This is a genomic window from Seonamhaeicola marinus (assembly GCF_008085455.1).
On the sequence record NZ_VSDQ01000635.1, the window covers coordinates 1 to 965 of the forward strand.

General features: G+C 37.2%; 1 protein-coding gene. It reads right to left on the minus strand.

The features are described 5' to 3' along the window. On the minus strand, positions 1-937 hold a 937-nt coding region (locus FUA24_RS10940; protein ID WP_148542223.1), incomplete at its 3' end, for an MFS transporter. Between the last annotated feature and the right edge of the window lie 28 nt (positions 938-965).

The following is a 965-nucleotide window of genomic DNA, read 5'->3' on the forward strand; positions in this document are numbered from 1 at the left end:
ACAACCCGTAAATACCCATTGCAGACCCTACTAAATTAGACGCCTTTTGAAACGCCGTATTAGCCACATTGAAGGCTTCTTTTTCAGTTATATTTTCCATGTTAAAATTAGCTTCAACGGGTGCAGGCGCATTAAATACATGCTCTGTTAATGCAGGATTAGCTAAACTCCACATGGTAAAAAAAGCAAACCATGAAAAAAACTGAATAACACCAAGACGTTTCATTGTTTTTGGCATTTTTCCAATATTTTCAGTAATATCTTTTATGAATCTACCTTTTTGTTCTTTTTCCTTTTGAAATGCTTTTAGGTCTTCTGGAGGATATTCGCTTGTAGTAAAAATGGTGTACAATACACTTAATAGAAAAACAAAGCCGCCAATAGCAAAGGCTACTTTAACTGACATAGGAACAACGCCTTGTGGAGCCGCATCGCTATAACCAAGTTGCGACACCATCCATGGTAAATTACTAGCCACCCAAGTACCAATACCAATTATTAAAGTTTGCACAACAAAACCGTACGACCTTTGTGATTCTGGCAACTTATCGGCCACCAATGCTCTAAAAGGCTCCATAGATATGTTTATAGACGCATCTAACACCCATAAAAACCCTGCGGCTACCCATAATGCAGGCGAATGCGGTACAAAAAATAAAGCTATTGAACTTAAAACAGCTCCAATTAAAAAGTATGGTCTGCGTCTACCAAGTTTAGAATGCCACGTTCTGTCACTTAAATACCCAACAATAGGCTGAACTAGCAAACCTGTTAAAGGTGCAGCAATCCAGAGTAATGGGATATCATCATGATTAGCTCCTAATGTTTGAAAAATGCGAGACATAAAGCCTCCTTGTAGTGCGAAACCAAATTGTATTCCTAAGAAACCGAAACTCATATTCCAAATTTCCCAGAAACTTAACTTACGCTTTTCCATTAAATAGTATGTTTAAATTAATACTATT